The following is a 23,948-nucleotide window of genomic DNA, read 5'->3' on the forward strand; positions in this document are numbered from 1 at the left end:
CGCTCCGGGCCGTCGTTTCCGGACCGTGCGCGCTACCGGCAGTGGTAACCACGCTTCCCTCCCACCCTCACACCTCGGACGGTTGTCCGATCCCCCGTGGTGAGGAGTCTGGGGTTCGTTTCGGCCACAGTCCGGCGGCGTTGACGCGACCCTGACGCTCCGTCGGTCCGATTTGACGTGCCCTTGACGGCGGGGGCCAACGTCCGTCAGAGGGGCGTCAATTCGGGCGTTCCGATGCCGCTTCCGCCTCGCCGGGGGCCTAGTTTTCTTCTCGGTCGCTCACCGGGCCGCGGACGTCAGTGGCCTGATCGTCCCCGGACCGCGGGGGCACGGCACCCCTCCCATCCGGCTGCCGTGCCCCCGCACCACGAGCGTCGCTGTCCGTCCGCAGCCGTCCTGTGGGCGCCGGGGACCACCCCTGCCGGGAATCCCCGTGCGCCCACGGGACGCGGACGAGGACGGCCCTGCCGTACTTCTCCCGGCCGGCGCCGATCGGGCGGGGCCGGGCTCATCCAGAAGGTCTTCCGCGATGCATTCCCGCGCGCCCCACCGGGCGCCCTCCGCTCCCCCGACGCCGTCCGCCCCGCAGGCGCCGCCCCGCTTCCCGGCCCCCGCGCCGAAGCGACGGCGCTCCGAACGGAGCGAGCTGCTCGACCCCGTACAGCTCGTGAAGTGCTTCCCGGAGGCGGTGCGCAAGCTGCATCCACGGGCCCTGGTCCGCAATCCCGTGCTGTTCGTCGTCGGGGTCGGATCGGTGCTCACGACCCTGTCCGCGGTCGTCGACCCGTCCGTGTTCACCTGGGTGATCAGCGTCTGGCTGTGGCTGACGGTGATCTTCGCCAACCTCGCCGAGGCCGTGGCGGAGGGCCGCGGCAAGGCGCAGGCCGAGTCCCTGCGCAAGGCGCGGACGGACACGGTGGCACTGCGGCTGAGGCACTGGCGGTACGGCACGGACCTCGACCGGGCCGAGACGGAGGCCGTCGCCGCCACCGACCTCCGGCTGTTCGACTTCGTACTCGTCGAGGCCGGCGAACTGATCCCCGCCGACGGTGACGTGGTCGACGGGGTCGCGGCGGTCGACGAGTCCGCCGTCACCGGTGAATCGGCGCCGGTCATCCGCGAGGCCGGCGGCGACCGGACGGGAGTGACGGGCGGTACGACGGTGCTGTCGGACCGGATCGTCGTACGGGTCACCTCACGCCCCGGCCACTCCTTCATGGACCGGATGATCGCCCTGGTCGAGGGGGCCTCCCGGCAGAAGACGCCGAACGAGATCGCGCTGAACATCCTGCTCGCCGCGCTCACCGTCGTCTTCGTCCTGGTGGTGGTCGCCGTGCAGCCCATGGCCACGTACGCCGGCGCCGCCCCCTCCACCACCGTCCTCGTCGCCCTGCTCGTGACCCTGATCCCGACGACCATCGGGGCGCTGCTCTCCGCGATCGGCATCGCCGGCATGGACCGGCTCGTCCAGCGCAACGTCCTCGCCATGTCGGGACGCGCGGTCGAGGCCGCCGGCGACATCAACACCCTCCTCCTCGACAAGACCGGCACCATCACCCTGGGCAACCGGGAGGCCGCGGACTTCGTCCCGCTGCCGGGGATCGAGGAGGCACAGCTCGCAAACGCCGCGCAGCTGGCCTCGCTCGCCGACGAGACGCCCGAGGGCCGCTCCGTGGTCGTCCTGGCGAAGGAGCGGTACGGGCTGCGGGTCCCGGCCGAGGGCGAGTTGGCGAACGCCCGGTTCGTGGAGTTCAGTGCGCAGACCCGGATGAGCGGCATCGACCTGCGCTGGGACAACGGCGCCGCCTGCCACATCCGCAAGGGCGCGACGGCGCAGGTGATCGCCTGGGTCGAGATGTACGGGGGCAGAGTGCCGGGCGAGGCACGCGCCTGGAGCGACCAGATCTCGGCAGCCGGCGGCACTCCCCTCCTGGTCGCCGTCAACGACTGGGACGGCCCGCGCGTCCTGGGCATCGTCCATCTCAAGGACGTGGTGAAGGACGGCATCAAGGAGCGGTTCGCGGAGCTGCGCCGCATGGGCATCCGTACGGTGATGATCACCGGCGACAATCCGCTGACCGCACGCGCGATCGCTCACGAGGCGGGTGTCGACGACTTCCTCGCCGAGGCCACCCCCGAGGACAAGCTCGCCCTCATCAGGAAGGAGCAGGAGGGCGGGAAGCTGGTCGCGATGACCGGCGACGGCACGAACGACGCCCCCGCCCTCGCACAGGCCGACGTCGGTGTCGCGATGAACACCGGCACGTCGGCCGCGAAGGAGGCCGGCAACATGGTCGACCTCGACTCCAACCCGACCAAACTCATCGAGATCGTCTCGATCGGCAAGCAACTCCTCATCACACGAGGCGCGTTGACGACCTTCTCCATCACGAACGACGTGGCGAAGTACTTCGCGATCATCCCGGCCATGTTCACGGGCGCGTACCCGGGCCTGGAGGCGCTGAACATCATGGGGCTGCACAGCCCGACCTCGGCCATCACCTCGGCCATCATCTTCAACGCCCTGATCATCGTGGCCCTGATCCCCCTGGCGCTGCGTGGTGTCCGCTACCGGCCCGCCTCCGCACACGACCTGCTGCGCGGCAATCTCCTGGTGTACGGCCTCGGCGGACTCGTCCTTCCCTTCCTCGGCATCAAGGTCATCGATCTGCTTGTCTCCACCATCCCGGGACTCGGGTGAATCCTCGTCAGGAGGACATCAGGGAAACGGCGCTCGCCTTGTCCCGGGCATCCGGTGCGGGTTCGATGGGGAGCATGAACAGCGCGTGGCTCCTGCTCGACCGGCCGCCCCATCGGGCACCCCGTCGTGAGCCCCGCTGTCCGGAGACGTCCGCCCACCGCTGACGTACCTCCGCATCACCGGGGGCGCCGCGACATCCCTTGTCCGGCGCCCTTTCTCGTACTCGTACACACCTTTCATCCCTGAGGGACTGAGCAGTCATGTCCGTATCCGACCTTTCCTCCCGCACTGTCCTGGTGACCGGCGCCACTTCCGGCATCGGCCACCAGACCGCGCGGCTGCTCGCCGAGCGCGGCGCCACGGTGCTCGTCCACGGCCGCACCGCCGAGGAGGCCCACGCCGCCACCGACCGGCTCGTCACCCTCGCCGACGCCGACGGGTCCCGACTGTGCGCGCTCGGCGCGGACTTCACCCGCCTGGAGGAGGTCGAGCAGCTCGCGACCCGGGTGCTGGCCGAGCACCCGCGCCTCGACGTCCTCGTCAACAACGCGGGCATGGCCGCACCCGAGCGGCACACCGTGACGGCCGACGGCAACGAGATCGCGTTCCAGGTCAACTTCCTCGCCCACTACCTCCTCACCCACCTCCTGGAGCCCGCGCTGACCGGCGGCGCGGGCGGGCGGGTCGTCAACGTCTCGTCCTCCCTGCACCGCACGGGCTCCATCCAGTGGAACGACCCCAACCGGGTGCGCCGCTACTCGCGCCTCGCCGCCTACGCCCAGTCGCAGCTGGCCCTCACCGTCTTCGCCGCGGACCCGCGCGTCACCGCCGTCTCCGTCCACCCCGGCATCTGCACCACCAGCCTCCTCCCCCTCTACGCCCACGAAGGCGTCGCGCCGGCCGAGGGCGCCGCCCATGTCGTACGGCTCTGCGACCCGGCCGTCGAGATCGTCAACGGCGCCTACTACGACCGCGACCAGCGCGTCGCCCCCGCGCCCGCCGCCTCCGAGGCACGCACCGTCAAACGCCTCACCAAGCTCGCCGACCTGCTCGTCGGCCAGAACGCCTGAAAGGGATCCGGGACATGTCCAAGCGCGCCCGCAAGAAGAAGGACCGCCGCAGGAAGAAGGCGAACCACGGCCGCAGGGCCGGCGCCCGCTGAGCACGGGGGGCGGCCCGCATTCGGGCCGCCCCCTCCCCCGTTCCGTACCCAGGAGGTCCCGTGATCCCCCACCCGTCTCATCAGCCTCCCGCCTCCGCCCGGGCGTTCCCCTCCGCCGCTCCCGGCACGGCGGCCCTCGCCGAGCACGTCCTCGCCACCGGACACGGACAATGGTGGACCGACCGGGCCGACCGGCCGCGTGTCGTGGCGGTCTCCTGCGGAGACCACACCCTCCTCGCCGGCGATCCCACCGCCGTGCCCCCTGCGGAACTGGCCCCGCTCGCCGGGCACTACATCGAGGCGCCCGACCGCTTCCTCCCGGCCCTCGCCGCCGCCTTCGAACAACTGGTCCCGTGGGAGCGGATGCTCTACGTCCACCGGGCGGAGGCCGTCAAGCCCCGCCTTCCCCGCGGCGTGACCGTCCGCAGAATCACCCCCGAGGACGCCCCGGCGCTCTCGGCGCTCGACCCTTCCATGGCCTGGATCCACGGCACCTGGGACGGCCCCGCCGCCCTCGCCGCTTCCGGTGCGGCCTGGGCCGCGTTCCGCCGCGGCCGCGTGCTCGCCGTCGCCTCCACACGCTTCCTCGGCAGCCGGTACGAAGACGTCGCCTGCGCCACCGCACCCGACGAACGCCGGCAGCACCTGGCCCTGGCCTGCGTCACCGGCCTGACCGCCGACATTGCCGCCCGCGGCCACCGCGCCAGCTGGAGCTGCTCCCGCGACAACCGCCCGAGTCGCCTCCTCGCCTGGACCGCCGGCTTCCGGCTCACCCGCGAATACGTCCACCACATCGCCGGAGCCGTCAGCCGCGCGTCAAGGTTGACGGAGGCCGCATAAGTACCCCGTCAAGACGGAGCGGCGGAGACCGGCCGGGGCCGGTCATGGTTCTAGCGTCCGTGCCATGGAGTCACGATTCGTCCCTCGGTCGGAGCCCGTCGGCCGCACCGTTCACGACGGCCAGTGGGCCGGGGAGGCCCGGGCCGCCTTCGGCTGCGCCGGCCTCCTGCTGGCCGTGTCGCTGACCGTGGACGCCGGGGACGATGGCCTGAGCCTGTCGAGCACGCTGCTGTGGATCGCCCTGGCCGTCGCGCTCTTCGTGATCCTGTTGCCCGGGAGGGTCACCGCGGCGCCGGGCAGCCTGACCGTCCGGGCCTTGTGGACCCGAACGGTCGTACGCACCGACCGGCTCACCACCATCAGCTGGCCGGACGGGACCGAGCAGCGTCTCGTGCTGACCGACGCGGAGGGCTGCCGGGCCCAGCTCGACGTACGCGTCCTCCTCGCCAACCCCGCCCTGTGGCTGCTTCTGGAAGCCGACGCAAGGACCTCCGACGAGAACGGCACCCTCAGGGACGGCGTGCAGGACCTCGACCGGCTCACGCGCCGCGTCGAACGGGACACCGCCCGATCGGTCTTCACGGTCTCGGGCCTGCACTGACCGCATCCTCGTCGAGCGCGGCGGCCGCCTGGGCCGCCAGGTCGGCGGCGACCAGGCGTGCCTCAAGCGGCGGGGGTACGGAGCCGGGTTCGGGGGTCAGCAGGAAGCGACCCTGGTACCGGCCGTGGACGATGGCGCGCAGTTCGATCTCGCCGTCCGGCCAGCCCTGCCGCTCCAGGTCCCAGATCCAGCCGTCGACCTTCACGCTCCCGTCCGGGTCGAGCCGTGGCGGACGCCCGATGAGCATGCCGTACTCGAAACGGCACCCTCGCAGCTCAAGTACCTCGATCAGCTCCTCTCTCACCCGTCGGACGACGTCGTCGGAAGACGAGGTGCCGGATCGGGCCAGGCGGGTGGTGCCGTGCAGCCGCTCCAGATGCGTGGCGTCCGTGACCGCGACCCGCCTCATCGTCCGAGCACGCGCCGCCAGTTGGGACACGATCAGGCCGACGACGAGCAGCAGGATCGCGGTCTCGATGTCCGCGCGGTCCTGGATGTGGAAGCTCTGGTACGGCTCGGTGTGGAAGAAGTCGAACCAGGCTGCGGCCGAGAGGGCGGCGAGCGCGCCGGCGAAGCGGTTACCGAAGGCCGACACGGCGACGACCACGACGACGAGCAGCAGCGCGAGATTGGTGTGCGTGACGGAGGTGCGCAACGGCAGCAGCACGAGAGCCGCGCCGAACGGTGCCAGGACTCCGGCAGCGAGGGCTGCCGTGTCCCTAAGCGGAATCCTCATGATCCACCTCGCAGGATCCAGCCCTCCCCTGTCTCCCCCGACACGTCAAGCCTCCGCCCGGTGCGGCGTGGATGGCACCGGGCGGAGGAGTCCTTGACGGATCCCTGATGACGGGGTCAGCAGCGGAAGCGGAGCCGGCAGACGACGGCGTTCGTGTCGCGGCGGACGGCGTGGGCGACGACCGCGCCCCGCTGGTTCTGCAGGGCCCGCTGCCACAGGCGCTCGGGCTCGGCCTCCGGGATGAGGACGGTGACCCTGGTCCCCGGTTCGGTCGCTCCCAGGTCGCGTACGTAGGCGGTGATGGGCCGGCCGAGGGAGCGGCGCTCGGAGGGGAGCCGTACGAGGGGGACGCCCGGGTTCCACAGCGCCCAGTCCCGTTCCAGGGCCTCGGTGGCCGCCAGGTCCTCGGGGTCCGGGTGGCAGACGGTGAGGGCGCGGACCTCGTCGCCGAGGGAGACGGCGGCGGTCAGCGCCTCGCTGGTGACGCGGGTCAGCGAGGAGACCGGGACCAGGACAAGGGAACGCTCGCGGTGCGGCGGTTCGGGGATCCGGCCGACGCCGAGACGCTCGCCGATCTTCCCGTACGCACGGTGAATGGCCTCGAAGGCGAGGACGAGAACCGGCAGGGCGATGACGATCAGCCAGGCCCCGTCATGAAACTTGGTGGCGGTGACGACCACCGCCGACACGCCGGTGAGGACCGCGCCGAAACCGTTGAGCAGGGCCTTCGCCGCCCACTTGGGCCCTCGCTCCTGGCGCCAGTGCAGGACCATGCCGGTCTGGGCGATCGTGAAGCCGACGAAGACGCCGATCGCGAAGAGCGGGACGAGGGTGTTGGTGTCACCGCCGGAGAAGACGAGCAGGACGGCGGAGACGACCGCCAGCCAGACGACGCCATGGCGGTGGACCTGACGGTCGGCCTTGAGACCGAAGACGTGCGGCAGATAGTTGTCGCGGGCCAGGAGCTTCAGCAGGACAGGCAGGCCGCCGAAGGAGGTGTTCGCGGAGAGCGCGAGCAGCACCATGGTGGCGAACTGGACCACGTAGAAGGCCCAGTTGTGGCCGAGGGAGGCGTCGGCGAGCTGGGCGAGGACGGTGACGCCCTCGACCGGCTGGAGGCCGAAGCGGGAGATCAGTACCGACAGACCGATCAGCATCACACCGAGCAGCGCGCCCAGCGCGACCTCCGCGCGCATCGCCCGCCGGGCGGCCGGGGCACGGAACGACGGCACCGCGTTCGCTATCGCCTCCACACCCGTGAGCGCCGAGCAGCCCGAGGCGAACGCCTTCAGGAGCAGCAGGGCACCCACGGCGGTGGCGTTGTCAGCGAGGACGGAGGCGTGACCGTCCGACGCGGCCGTGGAGACCGGCGCGTCACGGAAGAGGCCGACGACGATCAGTACGAGGATCGCGCCGACGAAGACGGCCGTCGGGAGGATGAACGCGCGCGCCGAGTCGACGATCCCTCGCAGGTTCACTGCCGTGATCAGGACGAGTACGGCGAGGCAGATCCACAATCGGTCCCCGTAGAGCCCGGGGAAGGCGGAGGTGAGGGCGGCGACACCGGCGGTGACGGCCACGGCCACGTTCAGGACGTAGTCCAGGACCAGGGAGCCGGCGGCCACCAGGCTCGTCCGCCGGCCGAGGTGCGTCTTGGCGACCGCGTACGACCCGCCGCCGTCGGGGAAGGCCGCGATCACCTGCCGGTACGAGGCCACGAGCACCGCCAGCAGGCCGGCGATGGCCAGCGTGACCGGGAGCGTGAAACCGAGGCCGTATCCGCCGGCCGCCGCGAGGACGAGGACGATGGCCTCGGGGCCGTACGCCACCGAAGCCATCGCGTCGAGCGACAGCGCGGCGAGCCCGGTGACAGCGGTCAGCTTGTGCCGCGCACCGGTATCCGGGGGCTCCTCTGCGACGGGCGTGGCCCCGTTTTCGGTGGTCAGAGCGGGCATGCGGGTGGTCTCCTTCGTACTCAGGTCCGCTCAGGGTGTCCCCCGGCAGGCGTGGCTTTCGCACTTCCTGGCGCGTTCTTTGCGCCGCGTGCCGCTCTCTTCACACGTTTTTGACACGAGCGCTCAGGAACCGCCGGTCATCGAGCATCCGATGAGGACCCAGCGGGCTACGGTCGTGCCATGGGCCGGAACAACTCGCGGACACCCGCCGAGATCCGCATGCGACGCATGTCACTGTCGCTCGCCGCCGCGGCTCTGCCTGTCTGCGTCCTCGGCGTCGTCCAGGACGTCGTGTGGGTGCTCGGCGTAGGAGCCTGGCTCCTTGTCGGGGCCATCCTGATCGAACTCGTCTACCGCCCCTGAGATCGCCGTAGCCGCCCCGTCGACGCGCACGGGTACGCGGTCTCCCCGGGCACACGTGCCGACCCGCCGGTCTCACACACCGCCGGCGCCATCGGTCGGTGAGTACCGGAGATGAGCCCGACCGGTGCATCTTGACGCTTTCCTGACGCGCCCGCTCCGATCAGTCGTTGACGCGTTGCTTACGCTGGCCCGGCCGTCCGCACGTATGGACGGATACCCCTCATCCAGCCCAGCTCAGGAGTACCCCATGGCCACCACACCGGACGCGCGCACCGGACGATTGCGCGCGTGGATGCTGGAGGGCCTCTCCGACATGGGGAAGGGCAAGCCCTCCCGGCCCAAGGAACCGGCCGAGGACGCCGGGCACAAGGGGCAGCGCTGGTGGCGGGTGATGTGCCTGACCGGTGTCGACTACTTCTCGACCCTCGGCTACCAGCCCGGCATCGCGGCCCTGGCCGCCGGGCTGCTCTCTCCCGTCGCGACGATCGTGCTCGTGATCGTCACCCTGGCCGGCGCGCTGCCCGTCTACCGGCGGGTGGCGGAGGAGAGCCCGCGCGGCGAGGGTTCGATCGCGATGCTGTCGCGGCTGCTCTCCTTCTGGAAGGGCAAGCTCTTCGTCCTCACCCTCCTCGGCTTCGCCGCCACCGACTTCCTGATCACGATCACCCTGTCGGCGGCCGACGCCTCCACCCACCTGGTGGAGAACCCGCATCTGGAATCGGCGCTGCACGACAAGCAGGTGCTGATCACCATGATCCTCGTCGCGCTGCTCGGGGCGGTGTTCCTCAAGGGCTTCCTGGAGGCCATCGGCGTCGCCGTCGCCCTCGTCGGCGTCTACCTGGCGCTGAACGCCGTCGTCGTGGTCAACGGCTTCTGGCACGTGATCACCGAGGGCCACGTCGTCACCGACTGGACGACGGCCCTGACCGCCGAGCACGGGAACGTCTTCGCCATGGTCGGCGTGGCCCTGCTCGTCTTCCCGAAGCTCGCGCTCGGCCTGTCCGGCTTCGAGACGGGCGTCGCCGTCATGCCGCACGTCCAGGGCGACCCGGGTGACACCGAGGAGAAGCCCACCGGCCGCATCCGGGACACCAAGAAGCTGCTGACGACGGCCGCGCTGATCATGAGCGTCTTCCTGATCTGCACGAGCTTCATCACCACCGTCCTCATCCCCGAGAAGGAGTTCGAGTCCGGCGGCCAGGCCAACGGCCGCGCCCTGGCCTACCTCGCCCACGAGTACCTCGGCAACACCTTCGGCACCGTCTACGACGTCTCGACGATCCTGATCCTCTGGTTCGCCGGCGCGTCCGCCATGGCGGGTCTGCTCAACCTGATGCCGCGCTATCTGCCCAAGTACGGCATGGCCCCGCACTGGGCCCGCGCCGTGCGCCCGATGGTCATCGTCTTCACCCTGGTCGCCTTCCTCGTGACCTGGATCTTCGACGCCGACGTCGACGCCCAGGGCGGCGCCTACGCCACCGGTGTCCTCGTCCTGATCTCGTCGGCGGCCATCGCGGTGACCATCGCGGCCCGCAAGGCGGGCCAGCGCGGCTGGACCATCGGCTTCGGCGTGATCTCGGTGGTCTTCCTGTACACGACCGTCGTCAACGTCATCGAGCGTCCCGACGGCGTGAAGATCGGTGCCTGCTTCATCGCCGGCATCATCCTGATCTCGCTGCTCTCCCGGCTCGGGCGCGCCTTCGAGCTGCGCGTCACCCACATCGAGCTCGACGAGATGGCGGAGCGCTTCATCCAGGACATCTCCCGCCGCACCCCGCGCTTCATCGCCAACGAGCCGGACAACCGGGACGCCGACGAGTACCGGGCGAAGAAGGACCAGATCCGTGTCGACAACGACATCCCCGGCACCGAGGACTTCGTCTTCGTCGAGGTGACGGTCACCGACCCCTCCGAGTTCGAGGCCGGTCTGACGGTGAAGGGGGAGGTTCTCCACGACCGTTTCCGGGTCCTGACCGTGGAGAGCTCCTCCGTCCCCAACGCCCTCGCGGCCCTGCTGCTCCACGCCCGGGACGTCACCGGCGTCCGCCCTCACATCTACTTCGAGTGGACCGAGGGCAACCCCTTCGCCAACTTCTTCCGTTTCTTCCTCCTCGGCCGGGGCGAGGTCGCGCCCACCACCCGCGAGATCCTGCGCGAGGCGGAGCCCGACCGGGACCGGCGCCCCCGCGTCCACGTCGGCTAGCTAGGCGCCGGTCCGGCCGAAGAGCCGTCCTCCCAGGTCGACTCCGGTGACGCGTCCGTCGGCGTCGCGGGTGAAGAAGCCGCGCTGGCCCGCGAGGGTGCCCTCGGTGAGGACGTACTCGTCGTCGTCGCCGGGCAGGAAGCCCATGGCGGCGGGGGCGATGTCCGGCGGCATGTCCGCGTCCGAGGCCTGGCGGAGCTCCGGCTTGATCTCCACGGCGAGGGTGAGCCGCTCGCCGTCGGTGGCGATGTCGAGGTTCATGGCGTCGATCTCGTAGCGCCCGACGACCTCGCGGGCCTTGGACTCGTCGTACGGCACGGGCTCGGGGTCCTTCTCGGTCAGGCCGAGGAAGTGCTCGAAGGCGGCTCGGACGACGGCCTGGTTGAAGAGGTAGCCCTCCTCGCTGTTGGCCAGGGACACGACGGCGAAGCCGTGTTCGGGCGCGAGGTGCAGCTCGGCGTACTGTCCGTTGCCGGATCCGCCGTGGCCGATGGTGCGGACGCCGTCGACGGCGCGGCGGAACCAGCAGATGCCGAAGCCGTCGCCCATCGTGCTGCCGCGCAGCCGCACCGTCTCGTCACGCATGCCGTGCAGGGTGTCGGTGCGCAGCAGGCCGTCGCCGTCGCCCAGGTGGAAGCGGGCCCAGGTGAGCAGGTCGGCCGTGGTGGAGGCGATGCCTCCGCCGGGGTTGTCGCCGCGGGTGCCGGCGCGGAAGGCCTTCCAGGGGCGAGCGGCCTTCGGCTCGCCGTCCTCGCCGTGGACGTGGCCCGTGGCGAACGGCCGGACCATGACGTCGTCCACGTCGAAGACGGTGTCCGTGAGGCCGAGCGGCTCCAGGACGAGGGCGGCCACGGCCTGTTCGAAGGTCCGGCCGGTGACGTTCTCGACGATCCGCCCGGCCAGGTTGTAGCCGGCCTGGCTGTAGGAGGCGCGGGCGCCGGGCCGGGCGATCAGCGGGAGCCGGTCCAGCTTGGCGACGAACGCGGCGAGGGAGCCGTCCTCGCCCTCCGGGTCGATGAGGTTCCAGTCCAGGCCCGCGGTGTGGTTGAGCAGGTTGAGGACGGTGATCCGCTCGGCGGCCTCCTCGTCGGCGAGGACGAGCTCGGGGACGTAGCGCCGGACCGGGGCGTCGAGCTCGACCCGGCCCTGCTCGACCTGGCGGAGCAGGGCGGTCGCGGTGAAGGTCTTGGAGATCGACGCCAGGTGGAAGACGGTGTGCTCGTCGACCGGACGCGGGTGGGCGAGGCTGGTGACCCCGTGGTTGACGAAGGCCGTCCGGCCGCCGGCCAGGATTCCGACGGACGCGCCGGGCACGCCGTGCTCCTCGGCGAGGGCCGCGACGATCGCCGCGAAGTCGTTCTCATCGTTCTGCTGGTGCTGCTGCATGACGGGGTTCCCCCTGGGACTCGGTTCGGACTCGCTCATTGAACTAAGTGCAAGAGCACTGTAGGCCCGTAACTTCACTAAGTTCAAGTACTAAGTTCAAGTAGGGTTCCGGCATGGCCAGGAACACCCTCACCCCCGACCAGATCGTCCGCGCCGCGATCGAGCTCCTCGACGACGAAGGACTCGACGGACTCAACATGCGCAGCCTGGGCGCGCGGCTCGGCACCGCCGCCACCGCCGTCTACTGGCACATCAAGACCAAGGACGAGCTGGTGCGGCTGGCCGGCGACGCGGTCTGGGGCGAGGTCGAACTGCCCGACCTCGACTCGATGCACTGGCGGGCGGCGGCCGCCGACATGGCCGGGAGCATGCACGCGATGCTCACCCGGCATCCGTGGCTCGGCCAGGCCTTCGGCAGCCACCTGCTCTACGGCCCCGGCAAATCACGGCACGACGACCACAGCCTCGCCCTCTACGAGAAGGCCGGCTTCTCCCCCACCGACGCCGACCGGGCGGCCGCCACCGTCTTCGTCCACATCCTCGGCAGCACGCTCGGCGGCGCCGCCGAGGTCTCCCTGACCCGGCGCCTGAGCAGGAGCGGAGACCCGGAGAAGGAGCTCGCCGCCGCCATGGCGGCGGCCATCGAGGTCGCCATGGCCTTCCCCAAGCTCCGCGAACGCCTGGACGACGCCGCCGCGACCGGGTACAGCGCGGCCCCCGACCGCACCTTCGAGTTCGGCCTGGACGCCATCCTCGACGGCTTCGAGGCACAGCTGGCGAAGACGACCTGACCGACGCGGGCCGACGACGAAGAAGCGCGCGTCACGCCAGGAGGGCGCGCCGACGGTCGGCCGACTCCCGCACGCCCTCGACGACCCGCTCCAGGAACGTCCCGGCCCTGGCCGGCCTCGAGTGGACCGAAGGCGACCCCTTCGCCAACTCCCTCCGCTTCTTCCTCTTCGGCCAGGGCGAGATCGCCCCCGTCACCCGCGAGATCCTCCGCGAGGCCGAGTCCGCCCGAGACCGCCGCCCCCGCGTCCACGTCGGCTGGCACCCGAGGCGGCCCGAGAGCTCACGGAACGGCATCCACCGTGCCCTCGCCCGGCCGCACGGGGTGGTGTGCCATGACCGCGCCCCGCCGGTTCCGTCGTCGCGGATCCGGCGGGGCGCGGTGCGCAGTACGGGTCAGGCGGTCCGGGTCGCCTGTCCGATTTCGCGGACGGCGCGCCCCTTTCGCGATGTTTGGGCGGCGACCGACGGGCTAGTGACTGCGGGAGCGGTGAGCGTGGGGTCGATGGTCAGGAGCTCGATGCCGAGCGGCTCGGCCAGCGAGCGCAGGACCGACTCCGAGAGCCGGATCCAAGGCTGCTCCGCGCCGAGTGTGGCGGTGAGCCTCTCCACGGTGGTGAACCCGACAGCGGTACGGGTGCCCAGCGGGGTGCGGAAGCCGCGGACCGCCACCGTTCGTGTCCCCGGCCGGACCGGGACGTACAGGGGCCCGGCCGGGTCGGGTTCCTCGGGCTCGGGATCGTCGTCGTACTGGAAGAGGCACATGAGGCGCTCCTTGAGGAACCTGGATCGGACAGATGTCAGCCGGACCTGTGAGGTGCGATCCGGCGTGGCATCGAAGCTATGCCCGCGGCCCGACGCTTCTGGGCGGCCCCTGACGGGATCTTGACGACCGGCGGTCGTCTTCGTGCGCTTCCCTGACGCACTCGGGCCTGACGCATGGCTGTACGCGGATGCGGGGAGGGCCCGGCCCTTACCCCTCGCTCGAGCCAGGCCCTCCCCCTCGGGTGACGACCGCCCGTGGCAAGCTCTTCGCGCTCGTCCGGTCCCCCGCCTCCGGACTGCGCGTTTCTCTGGTGGTGATGGTGACGGTCACTCACCCTCCAAAGCAGGCCACGGACGGTCGTTCGTCCCCCCGCGTCGATCATTCTGTGATCGACTTCGGTCGGGGAGGGCACTCGTTGACGTAGCCCTGATGCCGTTCGGGTCCGGATTCACGCGTTGCTGACGAGCAGCTGCCCGGCGCGGTCGGGTGCCAGAGGGGCATCAGGGCGGGTGGGACGAGGATCGGCGATCAGCCGCAGGGCGTACAGCCTCGACGGTCGTGATTGCCAACGGGACGGGGCCCGGGTCGTCGGTGCAGGGTCTGGGTGACGCGCCACGGAAAACAGTGGCTCGGCGAGGTCGAAGGCATCGACCTCACCCTGGCCTTCGTCCGCGCCCAACAGGCCGACGACGCACGACTCGCCGGGCGATCACCCGTCGCGCTTGGCATCCCGACCACCCGCCGCCCGTCCGAGTGAGCCCTCCCGCTCGGACGACCAGACGAATCCTGACCGGAGACCCGGTGCCTTCCTGACCTGGCAGGCAGGCACCGGCCGCAGGGAGGATGCCGGGCATGACCACGGACCACACCCTCGTCCCGCTCGGCGCGAAGCGCTCGGCCCCTGTCGTCTTCGGCGCCGGCGCCGGGATCGGCCTGCTCGGCGGGATGATCGGGCTGGGCGGCGCGGAGTTCCGTCTGCCGCTGCTGATCGGCCTCTTCGGATTCGCCGCCCTGTCGGCGGTCATCCTGAACAAGGTGATGAGCCTGGTCGTGGTCCTGGTCGCGCTGCCCGCCCGCCTCGCCGCTGTTCCGGCCGCCGAGGTCGCCGCCCGCTGGCCTGTCGCCGTCAACCTGCTGGCCGGCAGCCTGCTCGGCGCCTGGGCCGGAGCGTCCTGGGCGGTCCGCATGCGATCCGCGACCCTCTACAAGGTCCTCGCGGCGTTGATGGTGCTCATGACCGCGGCCCTGGTGCTCACGCACACCAGCACGCTGGACTCGCTCGCGCTGCCGTTGTGGGCACAGGTGCCGTCCGGTGTCGTGGCCGGCTTCGGGATCGGGGTCGTCGCCGCGATCATGGGGGTCGCCGGCGGCGAACTGCTGATCCCCACGATCGTGCTGCTCTTCGGCCAGGACATCAAGACAGCCGGAAGCCTCTCCCTGCTGGTCTCCCTGCCGACCATGCTGGTCGCCTTCGCCCGCTACAGCCGCGACGGCAGCTTCGCCGTCCTCGGCGCGAACCTCCACTTCACCGCGGTCATGGCAGCGGGCTCCATCGCCGGCGCCGTCCTTGGAGGACTCCTCCTCGGCACCTTCCCCAACGCCGTCCTCATTCCCGCCCTGGCCGCCATCCTGCTCGTCTCCGCAATCAAGCTCGCCCGCCATGACTGACCCCCGATGACCACCGGGCTTGACTCAAAGCAGAGAAGCGTCCGCCGGCGGCAGAGGCTCGCGAACGTCGTGCACCGTGGTGGTCACCCGCGCGTCGACTCCCCGCGCGAGCGAGATCGCGCAGCTGCTCCAGACCGACGAGGCTGAAGTCTGTCGCCTACAAGGTGAAGCCCTCGCGGGCGAAGAGCAGCGCGTCCCGGCCGTGCCCGGCCACCAGCTCCAGTACGTCCTGGGTCCCCGCTGCCCAGAACACGGCGACGGCGCCAGTGCCGCCGCTGGATCTCGGCCGGCTCCTGCTCGTCCGCCACGGTCTTCCTTCCCGCTGTGTTCCCTGGGCAGCCCAGACGTGCCGCTGCCCAGTCAGTGGCTGCGAGGTGCGTACATGATGACGGCCATGCCGGCGAGGCAGACCAGGGCGCCGATGACGTCGTAGCGGTCGGGGCGGTAACCGTCGGCGACCATGGCCCAGGCGATCGACCCGGCCACGAAGATGCCGCCGTAGGCGGCGAGGATGCGGCCGAAGTTGTCGTCGGACTGGAGGGTGGCCACGACGCCGTACAGGCCGAGGGCGATGACGCCGGCGCCGATCCAGATCCAGCCCTTGTGCTCGCGGATACCCTGCCAGACCAACCAGGCGCCGCCGATCTCGAAGAGGGCGGCGACGACGAACAGGGCAACGGAACGAGCGACAGTCATGCCGCAGGACCCTACCGGCGGCCCGCGCCTGTGATCTTCACCGGGTGGCCGACCCTTTGCAGCCACACGAGTCCTGACCTGCGCTCTTCGCCGAGCAGACGCAAGAACGGCGACTCTGTCCCAGCCATCAAATACCGACGGCGAGCACGGCCGGGACGACGGTGAGTGCGGGTGGCCAGCCCACCATCGCCCCGGCCCCGGCCCCGACGATGCCCGCCGTGATCAGGACGGGCAGTGCGCAGCACGCCACACAGGCCAGCGCGGCCAGGCCCCCGAGCGCCTTCGGGGCGCGCCCGGGGCGGGAGTCAGCAGCAGGGTCCGGCATGACGGTTCTCCTCGGCGAGGTCGGTGAAGGGAATGGGGCAGCAGGGCATGGACGCGCACTCAGTCAGGTCGTCGCAGCCTGCCTCCACGGCGGCGACCAGGGCGGTGCGGATGGTGGCGAGATCGGCGACCTTCGCGTCGACCTCGGCGAGCTTGGCCGCGGCCCGGTCCTGGAGACCGGCCACGGGACGGCCATGCCGGTGACGGCCGGTCTCAAGGAGTTCGGCGACCTCCTCCAGAGTGAAACCGAGCCGCTGCGCGGCCTTGATCACCCGCAGGGCGGTCACCGCGTCCTCGCCGTAGAGGCGGTGGCCGCCGTTGCTGCGTTCCGGCTCGGCCAGCAGGCCCCGGCGCTCGTAGTACCGCAGCGTCTGGATGTTCACCCCGGCCGCCTCGGCGACCTGGCCACTGCGCAGGCCCGCGCTCACCGCTGATCCCCGGCGGCAGCTGTCCGTGCGGCGAGGGCATCCAGGACCGCCTCGTGCGCCTGGTCGACCGAGATGTCCAACCCGATCCGGTCCGCGCCGGGGGTGGTGGCGAAGGCGAAGAACGAGCAGCAGCCGCTCTCGCGCTCCACCAGGTCTCGGACCCGGTCCTCGACGCCCTCTCCGCCGACCAGGTCAAGCCGCAGGTGGAGCGGCTCTGGCCGGGACAGGGAGATCAGACGCTCGGCGAACAGCGCATCCCACACGGCGACCCTGAGGGGCCGCTCCTCGGTGGGCAGCGTGCAGGACTGCGGCACCCACGCCAGATCACTCATCGCGCTCACTCCCGTCGGCACGTCCCCTCGGTGGGGGAATACCTCCGACGGTAAACCTGTACCTGGGTACAGGTTGCAAGGCGGCGCCCCCCGTTTCGAGTGGGCCACAACGCCGAAACCGTCCTCCGCCAAGGGGAGCCCGGCGGAGGACGGTGAACGAGGTGCGGACCGGGAGGGACCCGTAAATCAGGTCTAGAGGCCGATGTCGCGGCGATTCATGTCGTCGAGCGACTCCCGGCGTACGAGCGTGCGCGCGATGCCGTCCTTCACGGCGACGACGGGCGGGCGGCCGACCAGGTTGTAGCCGGAGGCCATGGACAGGTGATACGCGCCGGCCACCGGGACGGCCAGGAGGTCTCCGGGGTGAACGTCCTCGGGCAGCTGGACATCGTCAGCGACGATGTCACCGGCCTCGCAGTGGCGGCCGACGACGGTGACGGGGCGGGGCTCCGCCGTGGAGTGCCGGCCGATCAGACGGGGTGCGTAGCGGACGCCGTAGAGCGCGGGCCGGGGGTTGTCGCTCATGCCGCCGTCGACGGCGACGAAGGTGCGCGTTCCAGTGCGCTTGACGGCGAGAACCCGGTAGACACAGACGCCTGCGGGTCCGACGACCGCCCGGCCCGGCTCGATCGTGAGACGAGGCACGGGCAGCTTCACCTTGGCGCAGCCGTCCCGCAGTTCGGTCCGCACACGCGCCGCGAGCTGCGGCACGTCGAGGCTCTCCTCGCCGGGCCGGTAGGCGATGTCGTAGCCGCCACCGATGTTCAACTGCGGCAGCTCTACGCCGTACTGCTCCCTGATCCGGGCCATCAGGCCGACCATGCGGCGTACGGCGGCGACGTACGGCTTGACGGTGGTGATCTGCGAGCCGATGTGGCAGTGCAGCCCGACGAGTTCCAGGCGGGGCTGGGAGAACACCCTGGCCACCGCGTGCTGCGCGGAGCCGTCCGTGATCGACAGGCCGAACTTCTGGTCCTCCGTACCGGTCCGCACCTTGGCGTGCCCGCCGGCGGCGATGCCGGGGACGACGCGCAACATGACCCGCTGGCGAGAGCCGTGCGGCACGATGGCGGCGAGGCGCGCGATCTCCGAGGCGCTGTCGACGACGATCCGCCCGACGCCCAGCCGCACAGCGGTACCGAGGTCCTCGGGGCTCTTGGCGTTGCCGTGCAGGAGGACCTTCTCGGGCGGGAAGCCGGTGGTGCCGGCGAGCATCAGCTCCCCCGCCGAGCACACGTCCAGGCCCAGGCCTTCCTCCCGTACCCAGTGGGCCATGGCCCGGCACAGGAACGCCTTCGCGGCATAGACGACGTCGGCCTCGGGAAACGCCATGCTATACGTACGGCAGCGCTCCCTCACCTCGTCCTCGTCCAATACGTAGACGGGGGTACCGAACCGGCCCGCGGTCTCGGCGAGCGACACACCGGCGACAGTGACGTCCCCACCACGCTCGGGGCGGGTGGAACGCGGCCAGATCGACAGTCCGTCGGTCTCGTGCGACGCGGATGACGGCACCTGGGGTGCCGTAAGGGACAGGGACACGACGTCTCCTCAGCCGATCAAGAGGTTGACGCACGAGATGACGGCGGCAGCACCCGCCACGCGCAGGACGCCCACGTGTCGTGGGTCCCAGGTCCGCCAGGAGCCTTCATCGCGCGGGGCCTTCGAAACCCCGGGGGCGGCGAACTGCGGGTCGGCGGCGAGGGCGGTGACGCCCAGTGGCGCCACGAGGGCGCGCAGTGCGGGTTCGGAGAGCCTCACGCAGGCGTGGTCCGGTCCGAGCATAGCGGCGAGTCTGGCCGCGGAGGTGAAACCGACGGCCGTCCGGCCGCCCAGGGGAGTACGGAAAAGACGGGCGCTGCAGCCCGCGGGTCCCGGCCGGACGGGGACGAGGAGAGGTCCGGCCGGGACGCGTTCGGAAGGCTCGGGGTCCTCGGAGTGCTCGACCTCAGACATGGCAGTGCCCCTCGGAGACGGAGAGGCTCGGTCAGGGTGCGTCCTCCGTCAGTCGGCGGGCGTCGAACCGCAGCCACCGGTCGAGCCGGCGGTGCGCGGAGGTGAGATCGCTCAGCAGGCGCGAGGGCGGTACGGCGAGGACCAGGCACGCGGCGTGCACGACGGAGTACCGGACGACCGATGGGAGCATCAGCCGCCGCAGACCCCCGCGCCGATCCGATAAGCACGACGGGACCTTGGCCGCCAGCCGGGCGGAGTCGATCGGAAATCTGCGGACTCGATCTCCGTGCCGCACGGTGCGAGGTCGCCACTGATCGCCGGACAGGAGACAGCAGGGTCCAACCGGTGCGTACGCCAGTCGGCCGCACACGGCGAAAGATCGACTTCCCCGCTGAGGACCGCTCCACGAAACTGAGGAGAGGTGATCCCCCCCACGAAGACTGAGGTGCCTGATGGCGGAATCGAAGGAGGACGCCCTCGCCATCCGCCATGTAACCGAGCGGCTGGTGAGGGCCCACCCGCAGCTGGACGTCGACCTAGTACAAAAATCAGTACAGACGGCGTACGAAGAGCTCAGGTACGCGCGGGTGCGTACCTACCTACCGGTCTTGATGGAGCGAAGAGCCAAGGACCTGCTGCCCGCTATCGAGCAGGCGGAGCGAAATACCTGACGCCTGACATGTAACCCCTTGGCGTGTCGACGCCAGTCGGCGGATGCGAGTCCAGCAGCGCCGGGGCAGCTCTGGACGCTGCGTGCGAGCCTGGGGTGGGCCGACCGACCACGGCTCCCCCGGCATGGTCGCCGAGATCCGCCAGGCCGGACGACGCTGGTTCGGAGCCGCCGACAGCGCCGAGTAGGGAACGGGCCGCGAGCGGCGGCCGAGGGGCAGATCCGGGTCGGCAGCATCACCAAGACGTGCAGCGCGACCGTGATCCTCCAGTCGCCGCCGAGTACGTGCTCGACAGCCGCGCTTGGCTCGGTCCAGGCTCACCCCGATCCCCATGCCCGAGCCCCCTCGTCCCGGCGTCCCGCCGTCCCGGTCGACCTTGCCAGGGCGTCGGATCCAGCCGCCCAACTCCTGCTCCACGTGGGCGCGGAAACTGCGGGTGGGCCGCCCGGCGGCGCGGAACCGTCGGCGAACTCCTCACGCATCGGCGCGGCGAGCCGGTCGCGCGTCTCATCGAAGGACGGCGAGCGGATCACGGGTCGCCTCACGACGCACCGGTGCGCGCTCGCGATCACGCGGCGATAATTGCGCCATGATGCGCATTCGCAAAGCTCGTTCATGCAGATCGAATCTGACCGACCATCAGGAAAGTCAGCATTGAGTCAGCATCAGTACCGCGCGGAACCGCCCCCAGGCGCCCCGAAGCGCCAAGATCAACAATTCGACTCACATGCTCTGACCTGCAAAAACCCTGCTCAGTGGCTTGCCTGCTAATCTCACTAGGAGGTATCCGTGAGGATGCTGATCAACGTTCCGGAGACCGTCGTCGCCGATGCCCTGCGGGGGATGGCCGCGGCGCATCCCGAGTTGACCGTGGACGTGGAGCGGCGTGTCGTGGTGCGGCGGGACGCGCCCGTGGCCGGGCAGGTGGCGCTGGTGTCCGGCGGTGGGTCCGGGCACGAGCCCTTGCACGGGGGGTTCGTGGGGCCCGGGATGCTGGCGGCCGCTTGTCCCGGCGAGGTGTTCACGTCGCCCGTGCCCGATCAGATGGTCCGGGCCGCGGCCGCCGTCGACAGCGGGGCCGGGGTGTTGTTCGTGGTCAAGAACTACACGGGTGACGTGCTGAACTTCGAGATGGCGGCGGAGCTCGCCGAGGACGAGGGCATCCAGGTCGCCAAGGTCCTGGTCGACGACGACGTGGCGGTGACGGACAGCCTGTACACGGCGGGGCGGCGCGGGACCGGGGGCACCTTGTTCGTGGAGAAGATCGCCGGGGCCGCCGCCGAGGAGGGACTGCCCCTTGAGCGGGTCGAGGCGATCGCCCGGCGCGTCAACGAGCGGTCCCGGTCCTTCGGGGTGGCCCTGAGCGCCTGCACCACCCCCGCCAAGGGCAGCCCGACCTTCGATCTCCCCGAGGGGGAGCTGGAGTTGGGGATCGGCATCCACGGTGAGCCGGGCCGCGAGCGGCGGGCCATGATGACCTCGCGGGAGATCGCCGACTTCGCCGTGGACGCCGTCGTGGAGGACCTGCGCCCGGCCGGGCCGGTCATCGCCCTCGTCAACGGCATGGGAGCGACCCCGCTCCTGGAGTTGTACGGGTTCAACGCCGAGGTGCAGCGGGTGCTCGCCGAGCGGCACGTGCCGGTGGCCCGGACGCTCGTCGGGAACTATGTGACCTCGCTCGACATGGCCGGCTGCTCGGTGACCCTGTGCGAGGTCGACGAGGAGCTGCTGCGCCTGTGGGACGCTCCGGTGCAGACGCCCGCGCTGCGCTGGGGCCGGTGAGACGGGGATGGTCATGGGGAGTGACGGCATGACGGAGACGTTCGGCGCCGGGTTCCTGGTGCGCTGGCTGGCCGCGGTGGCCGAGGACGTCGACCGGGAGGCCGACCGGCTCACCGAGCTGGACTCGGCGATCGGCGACGCCGACCACGGTGCGAATCTGAGGCGGGGGTTCACCGCCGTGACGGAGGCACTTGAGAAGGAGCCGCCGGGCAGTCCCGGCGCGGTGCTCACCGCCGCCGGACGGCAGCTGATCTCGACGGTCGGCGGCGCTTCGGGTCCCCTGTACGGGACGCTCCTTCGGCGCGCCGGGAAGGCCCTGGGCGAGGACGCCGAGGTCACCCGGGCGCGGCTGGCGGAGGCGCTCGACGCCGGTGTGGCGGCCGTGTCGCAGCTGGGCGGTGCCCAGATGGGCGACAAGACGATGCTGGACGCGCTCGTGCCGGCCGTGGCGGGGCTGCGGAGCTCGTACGAGGCGGCCCGCGCCGCCGCCGAGGAGGGCGCCCTGGCGACCGTACCCCTGCAGGCGCGCAAGGGCAGGGCCAGTTACCTCGGGGAGCGGTCGATCGGGCACCAGGATCCGGGCGCGACCTCGTCGGCGCTGCTGTTCGCCGCGCTCGCCGACACGGCCGGGGCGGAGGGGGTGGCGTGAGCCCGTCCCCCGTCGGCATCGTGCTCGTCTCGCACAGCGCGGCGGTCGCGGCGGCCGTCGCCGAACTCGCCCGGGGCCTCGCCGGCGGTGGCGACCTTGCGCCCGTCCTGCCCGCGGGCGGCGCTCCGGACGGTGGGCTCGGGACGAGTGCCGAGCTGATCCGCACGGCGGCCGAGGCCGTCGACCGGGGGGCCGGCGTGGCGCTCCTGGTCGACCTGGGCAGCGCGGTCCTCACGGTGAAGGCGCTGCTCGCCGAGGGCGACGAACTGCCCGCGGGCTGCCGCCTGGTGGACGCGCCGTTCGTGGAGGGCGCGGTCGCCGCGCTGGTGACGGCGAGCGCCGGAGGGGACCTCGACGCGGTGGCCGCCGCTGCCTCGGAGGCGTACGCCTACCGCAAGGAGTGAGGCGCGAAGCCGTGTGCGTGGAGTGACCGAGGGGCCGCGCCGGGTGGCGACCGTGTTGTGATCGAGCAGGTCAACACACTAATGTCGCAGGGCCTTGGTGTACGGGAAACCGGTGCAGTACCGGTGCGGCCCTCGCCACTGTGATCGGGAGGTCCGGCTCCACCCCCGCGGGGAACACCTCGGGGAAGCCACTGGACCGTCGTGGGAGACCGCGGCGGTGTGGGAAGGCGGAGTCGGGCCGTATGACCGTCAGCCAGGAGACCGGCCAGGGTGCGTTGTCCATCCACGAGGTGCTGGAGAGGGTCTACCCACCATGCATATAGCCGAGGGGTACCTGCCCCCTGCGCACGCCGCCGCCTGGGGCGTCGCGGCCGCGCCGTTCGTCGTCCACGGGGTGCGCGCGCTGACCCGTGAGGTGCGGTCGAACCCCGAGTCCACCCTGCTGCTCGGCGCGTCCGGCGCCTTCACGTTCGTCCTGTCGGCGCTCAAGCTGCCCTCCGTCACCGGGAGTTGTTCCCATCCGACCGGTACGGGTCTGGGCGCGATCCTGTTCCGACCGCCGATCATGGCGGTCCTCGGCACCATCACCCTGCTCTTCCAGGCCCTGCTGCTCGCGCACGGCGGGCTGACCACGCTCGGCGCGAACGCCTTCTCGATGGCGATCGTCGGGCCGTGGGCGGGGTACGGGACGTACCGGCTGCTGCGGCGGTTCGGCGCACCGCTGATGGTGGCCGTCTTCTTCGGCGCGTTCGTCGCCGACCTGTCCACGTACTGCGTCACCAGCGTCCAGCTGGCCCTGGCGTTCCCCGACCCCGGCAGCGGGGTGCCCGGCGCGCTCGCCAAGTTCGGCGGGATCTTCGCCGTGACGCAGATCCCCCTCGCGGTGAGCGAGGGTCTGCTCACGGTGCTCGTCATGCGGCTGCTCACGCAGTCCAGCAAGGGAGACCTGACCCGGCTCGGCGTGCTCGGCGCGGCGCGGACGGAGCGACACGAGGAGGCGGCGGCGCGATGAGCCGGAACGCGAAGATCAACGCGCTGCTGCTGCTCGCCGTCGCCGCGCTCGCGGTGCTGCCGCTGGCGCTCGGGCTCGGCGACCACAAGGAGCAGCCGTTCACCGGCTCCGACGGCGAGGCCGAGACCGCGATCACAGAGCTCCAGCCGGACTACAAGCCGTGGTTCAGCCCGCTGTACGAGCCGCCGTCCGGCGAGATCGAGTCGGCGCTGTTCGCCCTGCAGGCGGCGCTCGGCGCCGGCGTCCTGGCGTACTACTTCGGCCTGCGCCGCGGCCGCCGGCAGGGCGCGGCGGCGGCCAGAGCCGGGGCGGGGGCGGACGGTACGGCGGAGTCGGCAGGCACGGAAGGTGCGGCGGAGGACGGCGGTTCCGCTGTCGGCGATGGGCCGAAGTCCGGTGCCGCGGGTGCCGGTACGGCGAGCTCCGCCACCGCGAGGTCCACGACCGCACCCGCCTCCGGCGCCCCTGAGGCCGGAGCGTCCGGCGCCGGTTCGTCGCCCGTCGGCGGATCGGACGCGTAGCGC

The 23,948-nt window shown here is 71.2% G+C and carries 27 protein-coding genes and 1 riboswitch; of the genes, 16 read left to right on the forward strand and 11 right to left on the reverse strand.

Annotated features, from left to right (window positions below):
• The first annotated feature begins 529 nt into the window (after nucleotides 1-529).
• From kdpB to ACWGN5_RS08450, 5 genes are all read left to right on the forward strand, one after another.
• Complete coding sequence (gene kdpB / locus ACWGN5_RS08430) at nucleotides 530-2,701, forward strand: potassium-transporting ATPase subunit KdpB (RefSeq protein WP_453512416.1); 2,172 nt, start codon at nucleotides 530-532, stop codon at nucleotides 2,699-2,701.
• 260 nt (nucleotides 2,702-2,961) lie between these two features.
• A complete protein-coding gene (locus ACWGN5_RS08435) occupies nucleotides 2,962-3,771 on the forward strand; it encodes an SDR family NAD(P)-dependent oxidoreductase (protein ID WP_453512418.1) in 810 nt (269 codons plus the stop codon).
• 14 nt (nucleotides 3,772-3,785) lie between these two features.
• On the forward strand, nucleotides 3,786-3,863 hold the full coding sequence (locus tag ACWGN5_RS08440) for a 50S ribosomal protein bL37 (RefSeq protein ID WP_383380455.1): 78 nt from the start codon (nucleotides 3,786-3,788) through the stop codon (nucleotides 3,861-3,863).
• Nucleotides 3,864-3,923: 60 nt separating this feature from the next.
• Entirely contained in the window at nucleotides 3,924-4,703 is a 780-nt protein-coding gene (locus ACWGN5_RS08445) for a GNAT family N-acetyltransferase (protein ID WP_453512420.1), read from the forward strand.
• A gap of 64 nt (nucleotides 4,704-4,767) precedes the next feature.
• A complete protein-coding gene (locus ACWGN5_RS08450) occupies nucleotides 4,768-5,304 on the forward strand; it encodes a hypothetical protein (RefSeq protein WP_453512421.1) in 537 nt (178 codons plus the stop codon).
• On the opposite strand, the gene ACWGN5_RS08455 is transcribed toward ACWGN5_RS08450, so the two are convergent.
• Both ACWGN5_RS08455 and ACWGN5_RS08460 read right to left on the reverse strand, forming a co-directional pair.
• The gene (locus ACWGN5_RS08455) at nucleotides 5,282-6,040 is read right to left on the reverse strand and encodes a DUF4118 domain-containing protein (RefSeq protein WP_453512424.1); all 759 of its coding nucleotides are present in this window, start codon (nucleotides 6,038-6,040) and stop codon (nucleotides 5,282-5,284) included. The genes ACWGN5_RS08450 and ACWGN5_RS08455 overlap by 23 nt on opposite strands.
• A 116-nt stretch (nucleotides 6,041-6,156) precedes the next feature.
• Entirely contained in the window at nucleotides 6,157-7,995 is a 1,839-nt protein-coding gene (locus ACWGN5_RS08460) for an APC family permease (RefSeq protein WP_453512425.1), read from the reverse strand.
• Between the two features lie 180 nt (nucleotides 7,996-8,175).
• Between ACWGN5_RS08460 and ACWGN5_RS08465 the strand changes: the two genes are divergently transcribed.
• Entirely contained in the window at nucleotides 8,176-8,358 is a 183-nt protein-coding gene (locus tag ACWGN5_RS08465; RefSeq protein WP_453512426.1) for a hypothetical protein, read from the forward strand.
• A gap of 247 nt (nucleotides 8,359-8,605) precedes the next feature.
• Nucleotides 8,606-10,561, forward strand: a complete 1,956-nt coding sequence (locus ACWGN5_RS08470; protein WP_453512429.1) for an amino acid transporter — start codon at nucleotides 8,606-8,608, stop codon at nucleotides 10,559-10,561.
• Here the strand turns inward: ACWGN5_RS08470 and ACWGN5_RS08475 are convergent, their stop codons facing one another.
• Nucleotides 10,562-11,947 carry a serine hydrolase domain-containing protein gene (locus ACWGN5_RS08475; protein ID WP_453512431.1) on the reverse strand — a complete coding sequence of 462 codons (1,386 nt, stop codon included), beginning with the start codon at nucleotides 11,945-11,947 and terminating at the stop codon, nucleotides 10,562-10,564.
• 113 nt (nucleotides 11,948-12,060) lie between these two features.
• On the opposite strand from ACWGN5_RS08475, the gene ACWGN5_RS08480 reads away from it, so the two are divergent.
• A complete protein-coding gene (locus ACWGN5_RS08480) occupies nucleotides 12,061-12,738 on the forward strand; it encodes a TetR/AcrR family transcriptional regulator C-terminal domain-containing protein (protein WP_453512433.1) in 678 nt (225 codons plus the stop codon).
• A gap of 394 nt (nucleotides 12,739-13,132) precedes the next feature.
• Here the strand turns inward: ACWGN5_RS08480 and ACWGN5_RS08485 are convergent, their stop codons facing one another.
• Nucleotides 13,133-13,501: an SAV_915 family protein gene (locus ACWGN5_RS08485; protein ID WP_453512435.1), complete on the reverse strand. Its 369-nt coding sequence runs from the start codon at nucleotides 13,499-13,501 to the stop codon at nucleotides 13,133-13,135.
• Between the two features lie 605 nt (nucleotides 13,502-14,106).
• Here ACWGN5_RS08485 and ACWGN5_RS08490 point away from each other — a divergent pair.
• A complete protein-coding gene (locus ACWGN5_RS08490; protein ID WP_453512437.1) occupies nucleotides 14,107-14,259 on the forward strand; it encodes a hypothetical protein in 153 nt (50 codons plus the stop codon).
• Between the two features lie 95 nt (nucleotides 14,260-14,354).
• Nucleotides 14,355-15,170, forward strand: a complete 816-nt coding sequence (locus ACWGN5_RS08495) for a sulfite exporter TauE/SafE family protein (protein ID WP_453512440.1) — start codon at nucleotides 14,355-14,357, stop codon at nucleotides 15,168-15,170.
• Between the two features lie 360 nt (nucleotides 15,171-15,530).
• Here ACWGN5_RS08495 and ACWGN5_RS08500 read toward each other — a convergent pair whose 3' ends face one another.
• The 7 genes from ACWGN5_RS08500 to ACWGN5_RS08530 form a co-directional block, all read right to left on the reverse strand.
• Nucleotides 15,531-15,866 (reverse strand): YnfA family protein, encoded by a 336-nt coding sequence (locus ACWGN5_RS08500; RefSeq protein WP_453512443.1) that lies wholly within the window; start codon nucleotides 15,864-15,866, stop codon nucleotides 15,531-15,533.
• Between the two features lie 127 nt (nucleotides 15,867-15,993).
• Entirely contained in the window at nucleotides 15,994-16,191 is a 198-nt protein-coding gene (locus ACWGN5_RS08505; RefSeq protein ID WP_453512444.1) for a hypothetical protein, read from the reverse strand.
• Nucleotides 16,172-16,618 (reverse strand): MerR family transcriptional regulator, encoded by a 447-nt coding sequence (locus ACWGN5_RS08510; protein ID WP_453512445.1) that lies wholly within the window; start codon nucleotides 16,616-16,618, stop codon nucleotides 16,172-16,174. The genes ACWGN5_RS08505 and ACWGN5_RS08510 overlap by 20 nt, the downstream gene beginning before the upstream one ends.
• The gene (locus ACWGN5_RS08515; protein ID WP_453512446.1) at nucleotides 16,615-16,950 is read right to left on the reverse strand and encodes a hypothetical protein; all 336 of its coding nucleotides are present in this window, start codon (nucleotides 16,948-16,950) and stop codon (nucleotides 16,615-16,617) included. Before ACWGN5_RS08515 ends, ACWGN5_RS08510 begins: the two co-directional genes overlap by 4 nt.
• Nucleotides 16,951-17,142: 192 nt before the next feature.
• A complete protein-coding gene (lysA, locus tag ACWGN5_RS08520; protein ID WP_453512449.1) occupies nucleotides 17,143-18,492 on the reverse strand; it encodes a diaminopimelate decarboxylase in 1,350 nt (449 codons plus the stop codon).
• A 9-nt stretch (nucleotides 18,493-18,501) separates the two neighbouring features.
• Nucleotides 18,502-18,906 carry an SAV_915 family protein gene (locus tag ACWGN5_RS08525; RefSeq protein WP_453512451.1) on the reverse strand — a complete coding sequence of 135 codons (405 nt, stop codon included), beginning with the start codon at nucleotides 18,904-18,906 and terminating at the stop codon, nucleotides 18,502-18,504.
• 31 nt (nucleotides 18,907-18,937) lie between these two features.
• Entirely contained in the window at nucleotides 18,938-19,096 is a 159-nt protein-coding gene (locus tag ACWGN5_RS08530) for a hypothetical protein (RefSeq protein WP_453512454.1), read from the reverse strand.
• A gap of 262 nt (nucleotides 19,097-19,358) precedes the next feature.
• Between ACWGN5_RS08530 and ACWGN5_RS08535 the strand changes: the two genes are divergently transcribed.
• The 6 genes from ACWGN5_RS08535 to ACWGN5_RS08560 all read left to right on the forward strand — a co-directional run bounded on the left by ACWGN5_RS08535 (nucleotide 19,359) and on the right by ACWGN5_RS08560 (nucleotide 23,945).
• Nucleotides 19,359-19,577, forward strand: a complete 219-nt coding sequence (locus ACWGN5_RS08535) for a three-helix bundle dimerization domain-containing protein (RefSeq protein WP_453512455.1) — start codon at nucleotides 19,359-19,361, stop codon at nucleotides 19,575-19,577.
• Between the two features lie 789 nt (nucleotides 19,578-20,366).
• Nucleotides 20,367-21,359: a dihydroxyacetone kinase subunit DhaK gene (dhaK, locus tag ACWGN5_RS08540; protein ID WP_453512457.1), complete on the forward strand. Its 993-nt coding sequence runs from the start codon at nucleotides 20,367-20,369 to the stop codon at nucleotides 21,357-21,359.
• A 28-nt stretch (nucleotides 21,360-21,387) separates the two neighbouring features.
• Nucleotides 21,388-22,008 (forward strand): dihydroxyacetone kinase subunit DhaL, encoded by a 621-nt coding sequence (dhaL, locus tag ACWGN5_RS08545; RefSeq protein ID WP_453512459.1) that lies wholly within the window; start codon nucleotides 21,388-21,390, stop codon nucleotides 22,006-22,008.
• Entirely contained in the window at nucleotides 22,005-22,412 is a 408-nt protein-coding gene (locus ACWGN5_RS08550) for a PTS-dependent dihydroxyacetone kinase phosphotransferase subunit DhaM (RefSeq protein ID WP_453512461.1), read from the forward strand. Before dhaL ends, ACWGN5_RS08550 begins: the two co-directional genes overlap by 4 nt.
• Before the next feature lie 78 nt (nucleotides 22,413-22,490).
• Nucleotides 22,491-22,696: riboswitch (cobalamin riboswitch) on the forward strand.
• Nucleotides 22,697-22,725: 29 nt separating this feature from the next.
• On the forward strand, nucleotides 22,726-23,424 hold the full coding sequence (locus ACWGN5_RS08555; RefSeq protein ID WP_453512463.1) for an energy-coupling factor ABC transporter permease: 699 nt from the start codon (nucleotides 22,726-22,728) through the stop codon (nucleotides 23,422-23,424).
• Nucleotides 23,421-23,945: an energy-coupling factor ABC transporter substrate-binding protein gene (locus tag ACWGN5_RS08560; protein WP_453512464.1), complete on the forward strand. Its 525-nt coding sequence runs from the start codon at nucleotides 23,421-23,423 to the stop codon at nucleotides 23,943-23,945. The genes ACWGN5_RS08555 and ACWGN5_RS08560 overlap by 4 nt, the downstream gene beginning before the upstream one ends.
• The last annotated feature ends 3 nt before the right edge of the window (nucleotides 23,946-23,948 follow it).

It is taken from the genome of Streptomyces sp. NPDC055815 (assembly GCF_053616475.1).